Here is a 15065-nt window from a genome sequence, read left to right as displayed (position 1 = left end):
CGTCTCTCCGACCGGCGTCTCTCCGGCCGGCGTCTCTCCGGCCGACGTCTCCCCGATCGGCGTCTCTCCGGCCGGCGTCTCTCCGGCCAGCGGCGCATGGAGCGGCGCTGGGGCGTGCTGATGGCCGTGCCCGCGATCCTCGGCTTCGCGATCTTCACGGCCGGGCCGATGGTGGCCTCGTTCGCCTTCAGCCTGACCGACTGGCAGATCGGCGGCACCCCGTCCTTCGTGGGCGTGGACAACTACGCCGCGCTGGCCGGGGACGAGCTGTTCTGGACGTCGCTGACCGTCACGACGTACTACACCCTCGGCGCCGTGCCGCTCGGGCTGATCGTCGCCTTCGCCGTCGCCCTGCTGCTCAACCAGAGGGTCCGCGGGCTCTCGCTCTGGCGGACCGTCTTCTACCTGCCGACGCTGGTGCCCGCGATCGCGAACGTGGTCCTCTGGATCTGGATCTTCAACCCCGACTTCGGCCTGCTCAACTCCCTGCTGCGCCAGGCCGGCCTGCCCGCCGGGCAGTGGATCTACGACGAGGCGACCGCGATCCCCTCGCTCATCGTCATGAGCACCTGGGGGTTCGGCAACACCATGGTGATCTTCCTCGCGGGCCTGCAGGGGGTGCCCCGGCACCTGTACGAGGCGGTCTCCATCGACGGCGGCGGGCCGCTGCGGCGCTTCTGGCACGTGACCCTGCCGATGATGACCCCCACCATCTTCTACAACCTCGTCGTCGGGGTGGTCGGCACCTTCCAGGTCTTCAACCAGGCGTACGTGATGACCGAGGGCGGCCCCGACCACTCCACCCTCTTCTACGTGTACTACCTGTTCCGTAAGGCGTTCGTCGAGAGCGAGATGGGGTACGCGAGCGCGCTGGCCTGGGTGCTCTTCATGATCATCATGGTGCTCACCTTCCTGATGTTCCACAACGCCCGGCGCTGGGTGTACTACGAGATGGCGGGTGCCCGATGACCGCGACCGGTGCCCCGCGCCGCCCGAGCCCGGACCGGGACGGCACCCCCGGTGCTCCCGGCACCCCCGGCGTCCCGGACGACCCCGGCGCCCCGCCCGCCCGTGCCGGGGCCGCCGCGACGCGCCGTCCCCGGCGGTACGGCAGGGTGCTGGTCCACCTGGCCCTGGTGGCCGGGGCCCTGCCGACCCTGGTGCCGTTCGTGTGGCTGGTGCGCAGCTCGCTCATGGAGGACGCCCAGATGTTCGTCGCGCCTCCCGAATGGATCCCCTCGCCCTTCCGGTGGTCCAACTTCACCGAGGCGCTCACCGCCCAGCCGTTCGCCCTCTACCTCCTCAACACGGTGATCATCGCCGTCGTCGGCGTGCTCGGCACCGTGATCACCTGCTCGATCGCCGCCTTCAGCTTCTCCCGGCTGCGCTGGCGGGGACGCGACGCGGTCTTCGCCGTCCTGCTCAGCGCGGTGATGCTGCCGTACGCGGTGACGCTCATCCCGACGTTCGTCATGTGGCAGGAGCTCGGCGCGCTCGACACGTTCGTCCCGCTCACCGTGCCGAGCTGGTTCGCCGGGGCCGGGGGAGGGGTGTTCAACGTGTTCCTGCTGCGGCAGTTCTTCCTGACCATCCCCTTCGAGCTGGACGAGGCCGCCTACATCGACGGCGCCTCGCCCGGCCGGGTCCTGTGGACCGTCGTCCTGCCGCTGTCCCGGCCCGCGATCGTCGTGGTGACCATCTTCACCTTCATCGGCACCTGGAACGACTTCCTCGGGCCGCTGCTCTACCTCAACGACGAGAGCAGGTACACCCTCTCGCTCGGCCTGGCCTCCTTCCAGAGCGTCTACATCACCCAGTGGGGCTACCTGATGGCCGCCTCGGCCGCGGTGATCGCCCCGATCATCGCGCTCTTCTTCTTCCTGCAGCGGTACTTCATCGAGGGGGTCACGCTCACCGGCATCAAGAACTGAGGGCCCCCGCGAACCTCTACGGGGAGCCGTGATCGCCGACCGGGACGGGCGGGCGCGCGTTCACGCGCCGTCCTGCCCGTCGGGCTCTCCCGCGAGCGCGCGTGCGTTCGCGACGGCGTCCTCGTCCCAGCCATGGTGACCCGGGCTCTCCGGCCTGGCCTGCTCGTCGATCCACCGGTTGTGGGCCTCCCAGGCCGCCTGCTTGCTGGTGCCCAGCGCGGCGCCGATCTGGGACCACGAGGCACCCGCCCGGCGCGCGGAGCGCACGGACAGCTGGCGTCCGTAGGTGGCCTTGCGTGCGATCACCTCGCTGAGCGCGAGCGCTTCCAGGGCCTCGCCCCGGGTGAGCGGAGCCGCATCGGCGACATCGGCGACGCCGGCGACACCGGCGACACCGGCGACGTCGTCGTCCTCATCACCCTCCTCGGGCGGCGTCGCGAGGGCGTCGCGCGTTCGCAGCGTGTCGTAGCGGTTGGCCGCGCCCAGCAGCGTGAACCGGTGTTCGAGATCGTCGGGAGTCGTCATGACCCGAGTATTCCGTCAGGCCAGCCTGACGTCAAGCCGTCTTGACGCCAGGCTGGCCTGACGATGATGGTCCTGCGAAGGGGACGGGAGAACCCGGGGACGCGCTCAGACCGTGGAGTCGCGGATGACCAGGCGGCAGGGCATCCGGTGGACGCCCGGGGTGGCCCGGCCGTCGATCGCGGCGAACAGGTGCTGGGCCGCCGTACGGCCCAGGGCCTCTAGGTTCATGTCGATCGTGGTGAGCGGGGGCCTGGTCTCGGTGGACAGGACCTCCCAGTTGTCGTAGCCGACGACCGCCAGATCCTCGGGCACCCGGCGGCCCCGCTCGCGGACGGTCTCCATCAGGCCCGCCGCGATCTGGTCGCTGCCGCACACCACCGCGTCGGTCTCGGGATCGGCGCGCAGGATCACGTCGGCGGCCTGCCGCCCCCAGCGCTGCGACCACGCGCCGTACAGCACCTGCCCGCCGGACAGGGACAGACCGGCCTCCTCCAGCGCGGCCGCCACCCCGGCGGCGCGCTCGCGGGCCGCCTGGTAGTGGGTCGGGCCGGTGACGTGGGCGATCCGGCGCCGTCCCAGGGTCAGCAGGTGCCGTACGGCCTGCGCGGCGCCGTCGACGTCGTCGGGGACGAACGACACGTCCGCGGGATCCTGGGAGGGGGCGTAGGCGTAGACCACCGGTATCGGCAGGTCGCGGCTGACCGACGGGCGGGGGTCGGTGCTCTCGCCCACCACGATCAGGCCGTCGACGCGGCGGGTGAGCAGCGTCCGGACGTGGTGCTGCTCGCGGATGGCGTCCCCGCGCGCGTCGCAGAGCAGCACCGCCATCTCGCCCGCGCCGAAGGCGTCCTCCGCGCCGAGCAGCACGGGGATGCCGAACCGTCCCACGCTGTCGCTGGTGAGCAGGCCCACGGTGCGGGTCTGCCCGGAGAGCAGGCCGCGGGCCAGGGCGTTGGGCCGGAAGGAGAGCTCCTCGGCGGCGCGGAAGACGCGCTCGCGGGTCTCCGCCCGCACCTGACCGCGCCCGTTGAGCGCCTTGGAGGCCGTCGCGATGGACACCCCTGCGCGTGTGGCCACGTCGGTGATCGTGGCGTGTCGTTGGGGAGCCATCTGAGAGAAAACCTTTTCTACTGGGGGACGTCCGCCCCCGTCGAAGATAGCCGCCGACGTGCCGGGGAGCAAGCCCACCCAGGCGTCTGACAAGGGCATATACATGGTACGGCGAGTAAAAGCCTTTTATCGCCCTCGCGCTTCCGCGGGGACGCGCCCGGCCGGCCGCCTACGCGGGACCGGTCGACTCGCGGATCACCAGCCGTCCCGGTCGGCGGACGACGCCGGAGGCCCGGTGCCCGTCCAGCGCGGCGGACAGGTAGCGCACCGCCGCGGCGCCCAGCCGTTCCAGGCCGGGGTCGACGCTGGTCAGTGGCGGGTGGCAGTCGGCGGCCAGCGGGGCCCAGTTGTCGTAGCCCACCACCGCGACGTCGCCGGGGATCAGCCGGCCGAGGTCCGCCAGGGCCTGGCAGGCGCCGTCGGCGATCTGGTCGTTGCCGCAGAAGATCGCGTCCACCCCGGGCTCCGCGCCGAGCAGCGCGCGCGTCGCGTACCGTCCCCAGCGCCGGGACCACTCGCCGTGGAACGGCCGCCCGCCGGCCAGGCCGAGCCCGTGCCCGTCCAGCACGCCGCGCAGGGCGGTCAGCCGGTCACGCGCGGCGCGGTAGGACTCCGGGCCGGTGATGTGCCCGACGCGGCGGCGTCCCAGCGACAGCAGGTGCTCGGCGGCCAGGCGCGCGCCGCCCGCGTCGTCGGCCAGGAGCGACAGGTCCCGCGGATCGTCGGACTCGCCGTAGACGTAGACCACGGGCACCGGGACGTCGCGGGTCAGCGAGGGGCGCACGTCGTTGTCCTCGCCCAGGATGACGAACCCGTCCACCTGCCCGGCCGTCAGGGTGCGCAGGTAGTGCTCGCGGCGGCGGGGGTCGCCGCGCGCGTCGCAGAGCACCGCGGACATCCCCTCACCGCCCAGCGCGTTCTCCGCGCCGAGGAGCACCGGCATCGCGAAGCGCCCGTCACGCTCGTCGGTGAGCAGCCCGATGGTGCGCGTACGGGCGGCGGCCGACCCGGGGGCCGCGCCGGGGCGGAAGGACAGCTCGGCCGCGGCGCGCCGTACCCGGAGCCGGGTGGTCTCGGCGACCTCGGACCGGTTGTTGAGGGCCTTGGAGGCCGTCGACACGGACACCCCCGCGCGCCTGGCCACGTCGGTCAGGGTCACCGCTTCGGATCGATGTCGACCCACCGAAATCCTTTCCAGGTCGTCACGACCGTGTCCGGGTCTCGTACACGCGCGGCTCACCCTATGCCGCACCCGTCCTCCCGATCAACGGTCGCGTACCGGTCTGCGTTATCGAAATTTAACATTGCCGAAAACCTTTTCGGGGCCGATCGTGAACTAGGACGCGGTCTCCGGCCGCGCCGGCCGTTCCACCGTCCCCCGCCCCTCCTCCCCGCACCCCGCCCGGCACCCCCAAGGACGTGACGCATGCCGACATCAGCCCGCTTCAGACGACGATCAGTGACCGTGGCGGCGACGCTCTGCCTCGCGATGAGCTCGCTGACGGTCCTCGCCCAGGAGGCGTCCGCGGACCAGCCCATCGGGTACCCGGCCTTCACCGGCCCGGCCGTCCCCGCGCCACCGGTGGGATACACCACCGGCAACATGATGAGGGCCATCTACGACGCCGAGAGCTCCGGGACGAACTTCTGGATCGACCGGCTGCTCGCCCGGCCCGGCAGCGACCCCTCCGACGCCGACGGCGGCATCCTGATGACCCGCGGCCGGGCGTTCTTCATGAAGACCCACACCCCGGGCACGCTGGGGTTCGCCGGCAAGGCCGCCTACATCGAGAGCATCAACGACCAGAGCGCGTTCACCGTGACGGTCACGCCGGGCTCCCTCAGCGAGCAGGTGAGCCAGCGCTGGCAGGCGCCCAGCCACTACAGGAGCGTGCACACCGGCAGCGGCATCCGGGTCGAGCAGACCAAGTTCGTCACCGAGAACAACGTCGCGGTGGCCAACCTCTCGATCGTCAACACCGGCTCGTCCTCCACCACCGTGCAGCTGCGGGCCGCCTCGCCGTACGCCACCTCCGGCAGCGGCAACGAGCTGACCGGCACGGTGAACTCGTTCAAGAACCTCACCACGATCCGCCCGCGCCTGTCGGGTGACGGCTTCACCGCCTCCGGCGGGGCGCTCACCCGGTCGATCGCCGTCGCGGCCGGGGCCACCGCCACGGCCAAGGTGGTCATGGGGTTCGTCACCGACGAGATCCCCGAGTCGCTGAGCGAGTACAACGCCTACAAGGGCTACGGCAACGCCACCGCGTTCGCCACCCACGTGCGGGCCTACAACCTGTGGTGGGCGCAGAACATCCCCTACTTCGACGCGCCCGAGCCGGCCATCAAGAAGAACTACTACTACCGCTGGTGGCTGATGCGGTTCAACAGCCTGGACGCGAACCTGCCGGGCCAGACGTACCAGTTCCCCACCTCGATCGAGGGCGTGCTCGGCTACAACAACGCCATCGCGCTGACCCAGCCGATGCACATCGACGACCTGAAGTACCTGCGCACCCCGCTGTACGCCTACGGTGACTGGCTCTCGGTCGGCCAGACCTCCCGGGGCGGCCGGTTCATGGACAACCCCGGCGACCCGGACAACTGGTCCAACAGCTACACCCAGTACATCGGCGAGGCGGCCTGGAAGAGCTACCAGATCCACGGCGGCCAGCCCGCCATCGCGGCGAACCTCGCCAAGTACGCCGAGGGTGACGTCAAGGGCCAGCTCAGCCACTACGACCGTGACGGCAACGGCCTGATCGAGTACGACTGGGGCGCGCTGACCGGCAACGACGCCGACGCGGTCTCCTTCCACTGGCGCGCGGGCAACCTCGACCGCACCGAGTCCGCCTACGTCTACAGCGGGGCCCTGGCCGCGGCCCAGGCCTACGACACGATCGGCAACGCCACCAAGGCCGCCGAGATGCGCGCCCTGGCCACCCGGGTGCAGAACGCGGTCGTCAACGTGCTGTGGAACCCCACCGCCAAGGTGCTGCAGCACCGGCACGTGGCCACCAACGCGCTCAACCCGTGGAAGGAGATCAACAACTTCTACCCGTACGCGGTGGGGCTGATGCCCAACACCGCCACCTACCGCGAGGCGCTGCGCCTGTACGCCGACCCCGCCGAGTACCCGATCTTCCCCTTCTACACCGCCAACCAGCGGGACAAGGCCGCTGCCGCGGCGGCCGGCAACCCCGGCAGCAACAACTTCTCCACCATCAACTCCACCGTGCAGTTCCGGCTCTACTCCTCGGCGCTGCGCAACTATCCCAGCCCGTACATCTCCAACGAGGACTACAAGAAGCTGCTGTACTGGAACGCCTGGGCGCAGTACGTCGGCGGCAACACCCAGTGGCCGGACGCCAACGAGTTCTGGGCCAACTGGAACGGCTCGTCCATCACCTACCGGTCGTGGATCCACCACAACATCCTCGGCAGCAGCAACTGGACGCTGATCGAGGACGTGGCCGGGCTGCGTCCCCGCAACGACAACAGGGTGCAGCTCTCGCCGATCAACATCGGCTGGTCGCACTTCGCGGTCAACAACATCCGCTACCGCAACGCCGACCTGTCGATCGTCTGGGACGACCCGGCCGACGGCGTGACCCGCTACCCGGGGGTGCCCCAGGGGTACTCGATCTTCATCAACGGGACCCGCGCCGCGACCGTCGACCGGCTCGTGCCCTTCGTGTGGGACCCGGCCACCGGCGGGGTCACCTTCACCGGCACCGCGGGCACCGTGACCCACAACGTCGCGGTCCCCGGGATGCAGGCACCCCAGCAGGTCGTCCACTCCGAGGCGCGCGTGGTCGACGCGCTCGCCAAGGCCGGGGTCGACCTGAGCGCGAACCTGACCAACCTCGCCCAGGGCGCCACCGTGTCGGCCTCGCACACCGCCTCCGGCACCAGCGTCGGCGCGGCCGTGGACGGGTACCCGATCAACGAGCCCTTCTGGGGAGCGGGCGGCTCGCCCAACGCCCAGGACTGGTACGAGGTCAACCTCGGCAGCGCCAGGACCCTCGACGAGGTCAGGCTCTACTTCAAGGACAGCCGCCCGGCGAGCGGCACCTACCGGGCACCGTCGTCGTACCAGATCCAGTACCTCAACGGCTCCACCTGGACGAACGTCGCCGCGCAGGTGAGGACGCCGGGCACCCCGCAGGGCAACTACAACCTGGTCCGGTTCACCCCGGTCAGCGCCCAGCGGGTCAGGGTGCTGATGACCAACGCCTCCGGCGCCAAGAGCGGCCTCACCGAGATCAAGATCTACAACCGGGGCGGGACCCAGCAGCCGCCCACCGGCAACCTGGCGCCGTCGGCGACTCCCTCGGCCTCCTACACCTCGGCGTGGGAGGCGGCCGCCGCGCTCAACGACGGGATCGACCCGGCCTCGTCCAACGACACGGTCAACCCGCGCTGGGGCACCTGGCCCGAACAGGGTGAGCAGTGGGCCCAGCTGACCTGGCCGTCGGCGGTCTCGGTCAACCGGGCGCAGGTCTACTTCTTCGACGACGGCCAGGGCATCGACCTGCCGGCGTCGTGGAAGCTGCAGTCCTGGAACGGCACCGCCTACGTGGACGTGCCCGGCGCGAGCGGCTACCCCGTCGCCGGCGACCAGTACAACACCGTGACGTTCACGACCGTGAGCACGACCCGGCTGCGCGCGGTGCTGCAGAGCGCCTCCGGGGCCTCGGTCGGGATCCTGGAGGTCAAGGCGTTCGCACCGTAGCGAACGCCCGGCGCTCGTTCCGCGGTGATCTCCAGTGATCCCCGGTGATCGATCCCCGGTGTCCCCGGTGTCCGTGGTGATCCTCGGTGTCGCCGGTGGCCGGCCACCGCGTGGTGACCGCCCGGCGAGGGCCGTCCGCCGGGCGGAGGGGACCACGAGTCCCCTCCGCCCCGTCCCCCCGTCCCCCCGTCCCCCCGTCCCCCCGTCCCCCCGGCTCCATCAACCCCACCGCGTCTCCCGCCCTGCCCGGCCGGGGACGCGGTGGTGTTTCATGGTGATTCGCGAGGTCTGGAGGGTAGCGAGAGGATGTCGGATGAACGGCCTCGGGCAGGCCGACGAGGTGGCCGCTGTTACGGAAAGCGCTTACCGTAGGAGGGTGGTCCCCACGGGGCGTCAGAGGCTCCATTGAGGAAAGGCTTCATCTTGATCCACTCAGTTGACCCCAGAACCGGTGAGTCCACCGGAGATCCCTTCCCCCCGACCTCGGACGCCGAGCTGGACGCGATCGTCGAGGCGGCCCGTGCCGCCGGATCCTCCTGGCGTTCCGCCGACCGGGCCCCCGTGCTGGAGGCGGTGGCGGCGGCGCTGGAGGCGAACGTCGAGGAGCTGTGGCAGGCGGCCGACGCCGAGACCGCGCTCGGCGAGACCCGGCTGCGCGGCGAGGTCGGGCGCGCCGCGGGCCAGTTCCGGCTCTTCGCCCAGGTGCTGCGGGACGGCGGGCACGTGGAGGCGGTGATCGACCACGCGACGGCCCAGCCGCCCGTCCCGGACCTTCGCCGGATGAACCACCCCCTGCCCGGCGTGGTGGGCGTCTTCGCGGCGAGCAACTTCCCCTTCGCCTTCTCGGTCGCGGGCGGCGACACCGCCTCGGCCCTGGCCGCCGGCTGCCCGGTCGTGGTCAAGGCCCACGACGGGCACCCGCGCACGTCGGAGCTGTCGTGGCGGGTCATCAGGGACGCCCTGCCCGATCCGGACCTGCTCGGCCTGGTCAGCGGGCTCGACGCCGGCAAGCGGCTGGCCGGGCACCCGTCGGTCTCGGCCGTCGGCTTCACCGGCTCCATCCCGGGCGGCAAGGCCATCCAGGCACTGATCGCCGAGCGCCCCGACCCCATCCCGTTCTACGGCGAGCTGGGCAGCGTCAACCCGGTCGTGGTGCTGCCGTCGGCGTCCCGCGACGGCCTGGCCCAGGGCTTCGCCACCTCGCTGACCCTGGGAACCGGCCAGTTCTGCACCAACCCCGGGCTGGTGTTCGTGCCCGACGACGCCGAGCTGCTGGCGTCCATCGCCGACGCGGTCTCCGCCACCGAGGGCGGGCCGATGCTCACCGAGCGGATGCAGGGCGGCTTCCTGCACGGGCTGGCCAGGCTGGGCAAGCTCTCCTCGCTGGCCCAGGGCAAGCCGGGGGAGGGGGCGTTCGCGGTGACGCCGCAGGTGTTCGTCACCGACCTGGCGACGTTCGCCGGGGACCCGCACGGCATCGCCGAGGAGTGCTTCGGCCCGGCGGCCGTCGTGGTGGTCTACACCGACCCGGCCGAGCTGCCCGCCGTCCTGGAGCGGCTGGACGGCTCGCTGACCGCGACGATCCACGCGACCGACCCCGCCGAGGCGCGCGCCAGCTCCGAGGTGCTGCTCAAGAAGGCCGGGCGGCTGATCTGGAACGGGTGGCCGACCGGGGTCGCGGTCCGCTGGGCCATGCACCACGGCGGCCCCTGGCCCTCCAGCACCGCCGCCGCCCACACCTCGGTCGGCGCCGCCGCGATCCGCAGGTGGCTGGTCCCCACCGCCTACCAGGACTGGCCGGCCGAGCTGCTCCCGCCCGAGCTTCGCGACGACAACCCGCTCGGCATCCCCCGCAGGGTCGACGGCGTCCTCGTCGAGGGCCGCGGCTGACACGCGGCCGTCCTCCCGCGTACGGAGCGGATCGGTCCTCGATCCCCTCCGTACGCGGAAGGCACCGGACCTCCCGTACGGGAGGCCTGGCCGGTGCGGAACGAACCGGCCAGAACCGGACGGATGCCGGCACGGACGTCGTCAGGTCATGACGGGGCTCCGGTGAGCTGGGCGTGAAGGCGCCGGCACTCGTGGACGAAGCGGATCGTCCGGCGGCTCCGCGCGAACTCGGCGACGACCGGGATATCCCCGCGCGCGCCGGTCCAGCGTGCCACGTCGGCGGCGAAGGCGACGAGTTCGGTGTGGGTCACGGTGATGCGCCGTCCCTCGCCCGGCAGCATCCCGGGCAGCAGGGCGCGCAGGATGCGCCACACCTCGTGGTGGCCGCCGGCGTCGGCCAGCTCGGTCAGGGCCGCGATGGCGGGGCGGGTCTCCAGCCAGGTGCGGCGCAGCACCAGCGCGAGCTGACGGCCGATCGCCTCGGCGGGCAGGTCGCCTCTGGCCGCCATCCGCAGGACCACCGGGATCGTCCCGGGCGCGCGGCTCCCCAGCAGGAAAGCGATGATCACCGCCGTCGCCTCGCCCACCGGCCCGTCGCAGGCGGCCAGGCCGGACAGTTCCGCCGGGGTCACGCTCGTGTACCACTGACCACGGAGCACGAACGGCAGCATGTTCACGGCCACCACCTCGCGGTGCGAGGGCAGCACGGCCGGCCACCCGCCCATCCCGTTGCCCATGTCCTCGCCCGCCCAGTCGGACGGCTGCCGCAGCAGCACCTCGTCGATCAGCTCGTCGCCGGTGGGCGCGGCCCGCAGCACCGGGGTCAGGCGGACCGCGGTGAAGTGCTCGGGCTCGCCGTCGCCGAACTCGGCCATGGACGCGCCCACCATGTGGGTCCACCGGAGACCGCACTCCGGGTCGGGCATGCCCTGCCCGGCCAGCCACTCGGCCACCCTGCGCGCCGCCGCGGAATCGATCTTCGCAGCCCGGTCGGCGGCGGCCGGGTGACCGCCCCGTGGCAGCCGCAGCAGCGCCTGCGCCAGATCGGCCCGCAGCGGTTCCACGCCCGCGGCGGCGCACGTCTCCAGCCGGTCGAGCAGCACGTCGGGGTCGAGGTGGCCGGTCGTCCACGTCGGCGTGGCCAGCAGCACCGGTGGCAGCGTGCCGGCGCGCAGGGCCCCGTACAGCTCCGCGTAGCGGTTGACGAGGAGGTCGGACGGCGGCGACAGACGCTCCGGGTACGGGAGCCGGTGCCGCCGCCGCCACTCGTGCACGGGAGGAAGCGGCTCGGGCTGGAAGGAGCGCAGCCGGGGCGGGACGAAGCCGACGGTGACCGCCACGAGCGGCTCGTCCGGGCCGGGCGGGGGCACCGGCAGGCCCTCGCGCATGGCCGTGATCCGGTCGGGGTCCACCCCCAGCTCGGCCATGCGCTCGTAGACGTCGTGCAGGACGTGCCACGGCATGGCCTCCACCGAGTCGTCGTAGAGGACTCCGGGCTCCACCGGGCGGCGCTCGCGGTGGTCCGGGAGGGCGTCGTCGAAGTCCCCATGCCCGTCGAAACCCCCGGCCTTGCCGGCCTCACCGGCCTCGTCCGCCCCGTCGGCCTCCTCCGGCTCGCCGGGGCCGGTGCCCGGTGCCCGGTCGTCGTCGGAGGGCTGTCCGTACAGGTGGACCCGGCCGCCTGCGAAGGGGATCGGCCGGCCGCCCTCGACGGCCACGGCCCCGGCCGGGCCGTCGTCGCTGGTCCAGGTGATGAAGACGACGCGGAACGGGGCGTCGTCGTCGAGGTAGTGGCCGGGGCGCCAGAAGCCGATCGTCGTGAACCGTCCTTCCGCCGGCTCCAGCTCGATCTCCTCGCCCCGGGCGACCGGACGGACCGAGACCGAGTGACTCGCCCCGTCCCAGAACCTCTCCGGACCCATGGGGGGGATCTCCGGCAGGGTGCCGGGCACGACGAGCTCCTCGGCCAGCACGGCCTGCCACTCGTCGGGGCCGGTGATCTCGTCCCTGTCCGGCCGGTACCGCGTCCGCTGCTCGACGTGCGGCCTCAGCCTGCCGATCAGGTCCGCGCGGTCCTCCGCGGCCCCGGTGACGAACGCCGCCATCCAGCGCTCCTGGTCGATCCACCGCTCGTGCCGGCCCGGGAAGATCGACGGCTCGGGGAAACGCCCCGGTGAGGGCACCTGCGGCAGCGGCGGGAACCGTCTGGCCTCGATCAGCTCCTCGACGGCCCCCTCCCCGCCGAACCGGGCGGCGAGCCTGGCGCCCACGTCGCCGGGAAGGTCGGGGATCGCGTCGAGGATCGCCTCGGCGTGGCCGGCGAACAGGCCGGAGTGCTTCAGGGTGAGCTCGACCGCGCGGTTGCGCACGTCGAAGGACTTGTGCGCGTACGCCGTGATCAGCGCGGTCACGAGATCGCCGGCCGCCTCGGGCGTGGCCCAGATCGCCTGGTCGAGCCAGCGCAGGCCCGTGGCGGCGAGCTTGGCCTCGTCCCGGAAGGTGAGCGCGTCGATCGCCTCGACCAGGTCGGCGTGGTCGAGCGGCATCGCCCCGCGCACCTGTCCGGCGGCGACCTCGGCGACCGTGCCGGGAGCCGACGGCAACAACCGCAGGTAGTCGCGCAGGCGGGGCGCGGACTCCGCGGGCGTGGGGTCGAGGAGCATGTGCAACCGGACGAAGAACCGCAGGTCCTGCGCCTCGCCGCCGCGCAGGAAACGGCTCACGCAGCCGTCGAGCACCTGCTGTCTGGGCAGCTCGCGGGCGACGGCGGCCAGCCAGCGGGTCGGGCGGGGCTCCAGTCGCTCCTCGCGGAGGACGCGGCCCGCGCCGTCGGCGTCGAAGACGCGGGGCAGCAGCACGGGGGTCAGCGGGTCGTCGGCCACGCTCGGCGCGGCCAGCCAGGCGGCCACCAGCGGGTCGTGGTCGGGCGGCACCGCGCCGGACTCACGCAGCAGCGCCACGGCCAGCGGCGCGATGCGCTCGGCGGGACGGCGCACCCGCCGGGCCAGCCGGACCGCGACGTCACGACGCCACTCCGGTGGCCGGGTGGCCGCCACCCGGCACACCTGGGCGACATTGGGGTCGTCGGCCCAGCGGCGGTTGACGTCGCGGCCGGTCATCCACGTCACCGCGGCCGCCGGGCCGGTGATGACGCCGACACCGGTCAGCAGCAGCGCGCCGGCCAGCCTGTCGAGCAGGTCGCCGACCTCCCAGGAGGCCATCTCCTCGAAGTCGTCGGGATGCAGGGCGCGCACCTGCTCGGTGTGGACCCGGCGCAGCTCCTTGACGAGGCCGGGCAACCGCCCGCTCAGCTCGGCTCGCTCCTCCTCGGTGAGCGTGACCAGGCGGTCGGCCAGGCGGGTGACCTGATTGCGGACGACCAGGTCGCAGATCTCCGTCCAGAGGGTCATCGGGGGACCTCCACGGCGGCGCGGGCGACGATCCGGGCGGCCAGCACGTGTTTGCACGGCCCACGGGAGCCGCGATGGTCCCACCACCACTCGCAGGTGCAGGATCCGTCGGCCAGCGAGACCCGGCGCACGCCGCCCGGGGTGCGGACGGTGGCCAGCTCGCCTTCGAGGTGCACGGCGCCCGCGTCGACGAGCCTGCGCGCCTTGGCCAGCCGCGGGTTGAGCAGGATCACGTTGTCCTTGTCGTAGGGCAACTCGCGGTGGAAGTGGGCGGCCTCCGCCAGGTCGTAGCCGACCCGGCCGGCGACGCCGAGCCGCGTCAGCGCGGCCCGCACCCGGTCGGCGGGCAGGCCCGCGCGGTCGGCCAGCAGGCCGATCTCGATCTCGGGCTCGAAGTTGAGCAGCATGCCCACCACGTCGGCGTCGTCCTCGGCCTCGTCGCCGGCCAGGTCGTCGAGCACCGCGCCCTCACCGGAGAAGCCGCGCCAGCGCTCGGGCGAGAGGGTGAGCGTGTAGCGCATGCCGGGCAGCTCCAGCTCCCAGGCGCTGGATGCGGCGTCGGCCGGGCCGTACACCCGCAGGGACTTCGCGAAGCGCAGCAGCGGCAGGAGGGTGCCGAGCCGGTTGGGGCCGGCGAGCTGGACCGAGCCCGGAACCTGATGGCCGGAGACCTTCAGCTCGCGTCCCGACTGCGTCACCCACACCGTGCCCTTCCTGGGCAGCCCGCGCAGGAACCGCACCGCCGTCATGCCGGTCAGCTCACCGCGCTGGTCCATGCCCGAGGCGATGACCTGCACCTCGGCGAAGCCGCGCAACCAGCGCTCGGGCAGCGGCACCTTCTTCTCCACCACCGCGCCGTCCATCGTGGTCACGACCAGCTCGTCGAGCCCGACCCCCAGGTGCAACGGGTCCCGCGCGCCGATGCGCGCCAGCGCCTCCCGGAGCGGCGCGTTCACGTCGACGTTGGTGGTGCCCCGGTCGAACACCTCGCCGTCGAGCGCGCCGCTCAGCAGATCGAGCCGGGCGTACACGCCGCCGCAGGCCGAGAACGACTCGAACCGCAACCGGTCTCCGTTGCACGTCACCACCGGGTCGCGCACCCAGCCGGGCCGCGCCTGCGGCTGGTGGTAGCGGGCCAGCGCCACGTCGGCGACGCCGAGCAGGGCCGCCGCGGCGGGGGCCGCCCGGGTCACCACGCCCCTGAAGAACCGGGGGGCCACGGCCGGGCCGGACAGGGCCCGCCCGCCGGAGGTCGCCAGTCCGAGACGGCCGTCCACAAGGGAGGAGGGCGCGGCGTACGTGTACGCCTGCGTCGCTGAAGTCATGGCCGGGACGTTAGATCACCTCACCGACAAACCGGCGCGGCGGAAGCCGGTCGCGGGGGGGGGGGGGGGGGGGGGGGGGGGGGGGGGGGGGGGGGGGGGGGGGGGGTGGGGGGCGGGGAGCGGTACTTATCAGTTTGAT

The 15065-nt window shown here is 72.7% G+C and carries 9 protein-coding genes; 4 read left to right on the top strand and 5 right to left on the bottom strand.

The genetic code is table 11. The features are described from left to right. Window positions 1-96 precede the first annotated feature (96 nt). Both ACZ6RT_RS25520 and ACZ6RT_RS25515 read left to right on the top strand, forming a co-directional pair. On the top strand, window positions 97-969 hold the full coding sequence (locus tag ACZ6RT_RS25520) for a carbohydrate ABC transporter permease (protein ID WP_399186061.1): 873 nt from the start codon (window positions 97-99) through the stop codon (window positions 967-969). Beyond that, window positions 966-1931 carry a carbohydrate ABC transporter permease gene (locus ACZ6RT_RS25515; RefSeq protein WP_399186062.1) on the top strand — a complete coding sequence of 322 codons (966 nt, stop codon included), beginning with the start codon at window positions 966-968 and terminating at the stop codon, window positions 1929-1931. Before ACZ6RT_RS25520 ends, ACZ6RT_RS25515 begins: the two co-directional genes overlap by 4 nt. Before the next feature lie 60 nt (window positions 1932-1991). On the opposite strand, the gene ACZ6RT_RS25510 is transcribed toward ACZ6RT_RS25515, so the two are convergent. The 3 genes from ACZ6RT_RS25510 to ACZ6RT_RS25500 form a co-directional block, all read right to left on the bottom strand. After that, complete coding sequence (locus ACZ6RT_RS25510) at window positions 1992-2456, bottom strand: hypothetical protein (RefSeq protein WP_470156599.1); 465 nt, start codon at window positions 2454-2456, stop codon at window positions 1992-1994. 105 nt (window positions 2457-2561) lie between these two features. Further along, window positions 2562-3566 (bottom strand): LacI family DNA-binding transcriptional regulator, encoded by a 1005-nt coding sequence (locus ACZ6RT_RS25505; protein ID WP_399186063.1) that lies wholly within the window; start codon window positions 3564-3566, stop codon window positions 2562-2564. Between the two features lie 169 nt (window positions 3567-3735). Continuing rightward, window positions 3736-4749, bottom strand: a complete 1014-nt coding sequence (locus ACZ6RT_RS25500; RefSeq protein WP_399186064.1) for a LacI family DNA-binding transcriptional regulator — start codon at window positions 4747-4749, stop codon at window positions 3736-3738. 282 nt (window positions 4750-5031) lie between these two features. Between ACZ6RT_RS25500 and ACZ6RT_RS25495 the strand changes: the two genes are divergently transcribed. Together ACZ6RT_RS25495 and ACZ6RT_RS25490 are read left to right on the top strand one after the other, a co-directional pair. Next, window positions 5032-8301 carry a discoidin domain-containing protein gene (locus tag ACZ6RT_RS25495; RefSeq protein ID WP_470156596.1) on the top strand — a complete coding sequence of 1090 codons (3270 nt, stop codon included), beginning with the start codon at window positions 5032-5034 and terminating at the stop codon, window positions 8299-8301. Window positions 8302-8724: 423 nt separating this feature from the next. Continuing rightward, on the top strand, window positions 8725-10191 hold the full coding sequence (locus tag ACZ6RT_RS25490; protein WP_399186066.1) for an aldehyde dehydrogenase (NADP(+)): 1467 nt from the start codon (window positions 8725-8727) through the stop codon (window positions 10189-10191). Window positions 10192-10337: 146 nt separating this feature from the next. Here the strand turns inward: ACZ6RT_RS25490 and ACZ6RT_RS25485 are convergent, their stop codons facing one another. Continuing rightward, window positions 10338-13601, bottom strand: a complete 3264-nt coding sequence (locus tag ACZ6RT_RS25485) for a hypothetical protein (protein WP_470156594.1) — start codon at window positions 13599-13601, stop codon at window positions 10338-10340. Continuing rightward, window positions 13598-14926 carry an SWIM zinc finger family protein gene (locus ACZ6RT_RS25480; protein WP_470156592.1) on the bottom strand — a complete coding sequence of 443 codons (1329 nt, stop codon included), beginning with the start codon at window positions 14924-14926 and terminating at the stop codon, window positions 13598-13600. The genes ACZ6RT_RS25485 and ACZ6RT_RS25480 overlap by 4 nt, the downstream gene beginning before the upstream one ends. Between the last annotated feature and the right edge of the window lie 139 nt (window positions 14927-15065).

Source organism: Streptosporangium sp. NPDC050148, assembly GCF_055586505.1.
This window is presented reverse-complemented; position numbering and strand designations above follow the sequence as displayed.

What these genes read in the sequence shown, in the direction of transcription:
- ACZ6RT_RS25520 (WP_399186061.1), top strand. Translation starts at nt 97, where the DNA reads ATGGAGCGGCGCTGGGGCGTGCTGATGGCCGTGCCCGCGATCCTCGGC.
- ACZ6RT_RS25515 (WP_399186062.1), top strand. Translation starts at nt 966, where the DNA reads ATGACCGCGACCGGTGCCCCGCGCCGCCCGAGCCCGGACCGGGACGGC.
- ACZ6RT_RS25510 (WP_470156599.1), bottom strand. Translation starts at nt 2,456, where the DNA reads ATGACGACTCCCGACGATCTCGAACACCGGTTCACGCTGCTGGGCGCG.
- ACZ6RT_RS25505 (WP_399186063.1), bottom strand. Translation starts at nt 3,566, where the DNA reads ATGGCTCCCCAACGACACGCCACGATCACCGACGTGGCCACACGCGCA.
- ACZ6RT_RS25485 (WP_470156594.1), bottom strand. Translation starts at nt 13,601, where the DNA reads ATGACCCTCTGGACGGAGATCTGCGACCTGGTCGTCCGCAATCAGGTC.
- ACZ6RT_RS25480 (WP_470156592.1), bottom strand. Translation starts at nt 14,926, where the DNA reads ATGACTTCAGCGACGCAGGCGTACACGTACGCCGCGCCCTCCTCCCTT.